3 protein-coding genes and 2 tRNA genes are annotated in these 4,305 nt (G+C 74.6%); 3 read left to right on the forward strand and 2 right to left on the reverse strand.

Translation table 11 applies throughout. The features are described 5' to 3' along the window. Positions 1–211: 211 nt before the first annotated feature. Positions 212–285: transfer RNA gene (locus tag J1M37_RS07185), tRNA-Thr, on the forward strand. A 74-nt stretch (positions 286–359) separates the two neighbouring features. On the opposite strand, the gene J1M37_RS07190 is transcribed toward J1M37_RS07185, so the two are convergent. Both J1M37_RS07190 and J1M37_RS07195 read right to left on the reverse strand, forming a co-directional pair. After that, complete coding sequence (locus tag J1M37_RS07190) at positions 360–809, reverse strand: hypothetical protein (RefSeq protein WP_002858061.1); 450 nt, start codon at positions 807–809, stop codon at positions 360–362. Then, positions 806–1,867 (reverse strand): NAD(P)H-quinone oxidoreductase, encoded by a 1,062-nt coding sequence (locus tag J1M37_RS07195; RefSeq protein ID WP_081097720.1) that lies wholly within the window; start codon positions 1,865–1,867, stop codon positions 806–808. The genes J1M37_RS07190 and J1M37_RS07195 overlap by 4 nt, the downstream gene beginning before the upstream one ends. 137 nt (positions 1,868–2,004) lie before the next feature. On the opposite strand from J1M37_RS07195, the gene J1M37_RS07200 reads away from it, so the two are divergent. Then, positions 2,005–2,092: transfer RNA gene (locus tag J1M37_RS07200), tRNA-Ser, on the forward strand. A 142-nt stretch (positions 2,093–2,234) separates the two neighbouring features. Then, positions 2,235–4,305 (forward strand): bifunctional metallophosphatase/5'-nucleotidase (locus J1M37_RS07205; protein ID WP_206452379.1); only part of this gene is annotated, 2,071 nt, incomplete at its 3' end.

Consider the following 4,305-nt stretch of genomic DNA (forward strand, 5'->3'; position numbering starts at 1 on the left):
GGGGTGCGAGGGGCGTGGGGCAGGCTCATGCGTCTCCCGTCGACGGTGTGTGCCCACCAGGGAACCGTCCTCGTCTGGCCGCGGCATGGCCTGGGGGTGAACACCCGCGGAAGGGGCGGGCCACACCCGGTGGCCCGCGCACCCGGCCGCGCGGTGGAATCGGGGCCGCGAAACCGGTATGCTCGTCAGCCGTGGCCGTTCACGGTCACGTGCCTCCTTAGCTCAGCTGGCCAGAGCAGCTCCCTCGTAAAGAGCAGGTCGCCGGTTCGAATCCGGCAGGGGGCTCCCCCGGGCCCCGCCGCGTGATCACGCGGCGGGGTCCTCTCGTCTCCGGGCCGGCCCTCCGGGGCGCGCCGCCGTCAGAGCCCGGCTCCCAGCTCCTCCGCCCGGTCCAGGTGGCCGAGGGTGCGTTCGGCGTGCCGGCCGACCGACTCCGCCGAACCCTGACCGAGCCGGTACAGGGCGAGGGCCTGGGCGGTGGCGGCCAGCTCGTGCGCGGCGCGGGAGAGCTCACGGTGGACGTCGGCGGCCTCGGCCGGGATGTGCTCGCCGTCGCCCTCGTGGTCCCGGTGCAGGCGGACGCACAGGGCGCGGACCGCGGGGAGCCGTTCCGTGAGGACGTTACCGGCGTGGACCACGCCGTTGCGCTCCTCGGGGCTCAGCACGTCCGTGCCCCGCTGGCCCTCCAGCACCTGCCAGTAGCGGTCCAGGGCCCGGCCGAGTCGGTCGTGGGCACGGCGCCACAGCCCCGTGCCGAGCTCGCGGTCGTCGGCACGCTCCTGACGGAAGCGTGCGAAGGGCCCCCTCATGCGCGGTCGCCGGACGGCCGGCGCGCGTCGGCGGGGTCGGTGACGAGCACGACCTTGCCCGTGCGGGTGGCGGAGTCGAACCAGTCGAACGCCTCGGCGGCCTCGGCGAGCGGGAAGCACGCCCCGACGCTCGCGTCGATGCGGCCCGCCGCCACCAGGGGCCACACGGCACGTTCGGCCGCGGCCACGATCCCGGCCTTGTCCACGACCGAGCGGGAGCGGAGCGTCGCCCCCGTGAGCCAGCCGCGCTTGACCACCAGCTTCATGATGTTGAAGTCCTCCGGGACGGCGCCGCCCTGGACCGCGAGCGTCACGATGCGTCCCTCGGGGGCGAGCGCGGACACGTTGGGCGCCAGGTACGGGGCGCCGACGACGTCGAGGATGACGTCCGCGCCGTGGCCGTCCGTGACCTCCTTGACCCACGGGGCGAAGGCACCGGACTCGGCGGCGCGGTGGTCGAACATGTGCTCGGCGCCCAGCCGCCGACCGAGCGCCACCTTCTCCGGGCCGCCGGCGGTGCCCAGCACCCGTGCACCGAGCGCGGCGAGGAACTGGACGGCGAAGGAGCCGATGCCGCCGGTGGCGCCGTGCACGAGCACCCGGTCCCCGGCCTGCACGCCCGCACGGCCCACGAGCGCCGAGTGCACCGTGCAGGCGACCTCCGGCAGGGCCGCCGCCTCGACGAGGCCGACGCCGTCGGGGACGGCCATGAGCTGGCCCGCCGGCACGGCGACGTACTCGGCGAAGCCCCCGCCGGCCAGGAGCGCGCACACCCGGTCACCGACGGCGAAGCGCCCCTCACCCGGCATCCCGGCCTCGGGTCCCAGCGCCGCCACGGTGCCGGAGACCTCGAGCCCGGGGATCTCGGAGGCGCCGCGCGGCGGCGGATAGCGGCCCTCGCGCTGCGCGATGTCCGCGCGGTTGAGACCCGCGGCGGCCACGTGCACCAGCACCTCGCCCGGGCCGGGGTCCGGCACGGGCTCGTGGCCCACGCGGACGACGCCGTTGTCGCCGGCGCCGGTGAATCGCACGGCGCGCATCTGTGCGGGGACGTCCATGGGGGTCTCCTCCTCTGGTCGGGGGTCGAGGGTCCATCCTCGCGCGCGGGGGGCCGGACTCGCCACCGGCCGCCCGCCGGGCCACGGGCTAGAGTGGGTCCTCGACGCGGCGGCCCACGCCGTCGCGGTCAGGCCCGGGATGGTTGTCCGAGCGGCCGAAGGAGCCGGTCTTGAAAACCGGTGTGCGGTGACCCCGTGCCGAGGGTTCGAATCCCTCACCATCCGCGTGCACACGACGAGAGGCGGCGGGCCGGACGGCCCGCCGCCTCTCGTTCACCTGGGGGCCACCTGGATGTGATGGACTCCGCGCGTCACCCCGCCGTCCACCGGCGGCGCACCTCTGTCATCACGCATCCCGGGGAGAGCCATGCCCAGCCTGTTCCGCCGCCGTGCCGTCACCACGGCCGCCTGCACCGTCCTCGTCCTCGCGCCCGCGAGCGCGGCGCCCGCCCTGGCCGTGGAGACGGCCGCCGCGGACGAGACCACCATCTCGATCCTGTCCTTCAACGACTTCCACGGCGCGCTGTCCGCGGACTACATCGGCACGCAGTTCGCGGACACCGTGGAGGACTACCGCACCGCGTTCGAGGCCGAGCACGGCGCCGGCTCCACGCTGCTGACCAGCGCCGGCGACCTGATCGGTGGCTCGAAGTCCGTGTCCAACGTGCAGCAGGACAACCCGACGATCGACGTGATGAACGCGCTCGGCCTGGACGCGCTCACCGCCGGCAACCACGAGTTCGACAAGGGCCTGGACGACCTGCAGGGCCGTGTGGAGTCCCGGGCCCAGTTCCCGGTGCTCTCCGCCAACCTGGTGGACCCGACGAGCAAGGAGCCCGTCCTCACCTCGCACGCCGTCTTCGACGTCGACGGCGTGCGCGTCGCGGTCATCGGCGCCTCCCCCAACGAGCTGTACGCGACCACCACCGGCGCGGGCCTGAAGGGCAACGAGGTCCTCGACGAGGTCGCCGCCGTGAACGCGGTCGCGGACGAGCTGGAGGCCCAGGACGCCGCCGACGTGATCGTGGCCTCGTACCACGACGGCGCCGCCGGGGCGGGCGAGCTGGCCGCCGAGCGGGCGGCCCGGGCCGAGTTCGACCGCATCGTCGGCGAGACCTCCTCCGCCGTGGACGTCATCTTCAACGCCCACACCCACCAGCTCTACCAGTACGACACCACGGCCGGCGGCGCCCACCGCCCCGTGATCCAGGCGGGCGCCTCCGGCAGCCACCTGGCCGCCGTCGAGCTGACCGTGGGCGCCGACGGCGAGGTCACCGGGCTCACCCCGCGCCTGCTGGCCCGGTCCACGCAGGCCCCCGCCGAGGCCGCCGCGGAATCCCCCGTCACCGCCCAGGTGTACGCGATCGAGCAGGAGGCCGTCGCGGTCTTCGAGGACCTGCAGGGCGAGGTCGTGGCCGACCTGTCCGCCTCCATCACCACCGACTACCAGAAGCTCATCGACGCCGGCGGCTCCTGGAAGGCCGGCGGCACGCGCGCCGCCGAGACCACCCTGGGCACCTGGGTGGGCGACGCCGTCAAGCACGCCGCCGAGCAGGCGAACCCCGAGGTGGACCTCGGCGTGACCAACCCCGGCGGCCTGCGCTCCGAGCTGCTGACGGACCGCTTCACCGACGGCGGCGCGTTCCCGGCCAAGCCGGCCGACCTCGTCGGTCGCCTCACCCTGGGCGAGCTGCTCGACATGGCGCCGTTCGGCAACACCATCACCTACTTCGACATCCCGGGCTCCTCCATCAAGCTGGCCCTCGAGGAGAACTGGCGGAACGACGTGCGCAAGTTCACCCTCGGCTGGTCCGAGGAGCTGACCTGGACCTACGACGAGTCCCGCCCGCAGGGGGACAAGGTGACCGGCGTGTGGATCGACGGCGAGCCGCTCCAGGCGGACCGCATGTACACGGTGGCCAGCCAGTCGTTCCTGGCCGACGACACCTGGACGACGCTCGGGGACCCGACCAAGGCCCCCGACGGCTACACCGCCTTCGCGACCGGCCGCCAGAACTTCGTGAACATGGGCCTGTTGGACTCCCAGGCGATCACGGACTACGCCCGCGCCCAGGACGCGGCCCACGGCGCCGTCGCCCCGGACTTCGGCAAGAACGGCGTGCCGGTCACCGACGCCCCCGCCTCGGTCGAGGCCGGGCAGGCCGTCGGCCTGACCCTCGGGGACCTCGTGGTGGACTCCGACGGCGCCCCCGCGGCGACCGCGGTCGACGTCGCCTTCCGCACGGCCGACGGCACCGAGACCGCCCTGGGCACCGTGGCCGTCCCCGCGGGCTCCGAGACCGTCACGCTCTCCGGGATCACCGCCCCCGCCGCGGCGGGCACGGGCGAGCTCGTGATGACCGTGCGCTACGCCGACGGCAGCACGACCGTGGTGCGCCATGCCCTCGAGGTCACCGCGGCCCCGTCCCCCACCGAGC

It is taken from the genome of Micrococcus sp. KRD012 (assembly GCF_017168555.1).
Classification (GTDB): domain Bacteria; phylum Actinomycetota; class Actinomycetes; order Actinomycetales; family Micrococcaceae; genus Micrococcus; species Micrococcus luteus.

Coding starts and splice junctions, on each gene's coding strand:
- J1M37_RS07190 (WP_002858061.1), bottom strand. CDS start 809: ATGAGGGGGCCCTTCGCACGCTTCCGTCAGGAGCGTGCCGACGACCGC.
- J1M37_RS07195 (WP_081097720.1), bottom strand. CDS start 1,867: ATGGACGTCCCCGCACAGATGCGCGCCGTGCGATTCACCGGCGCCGGC.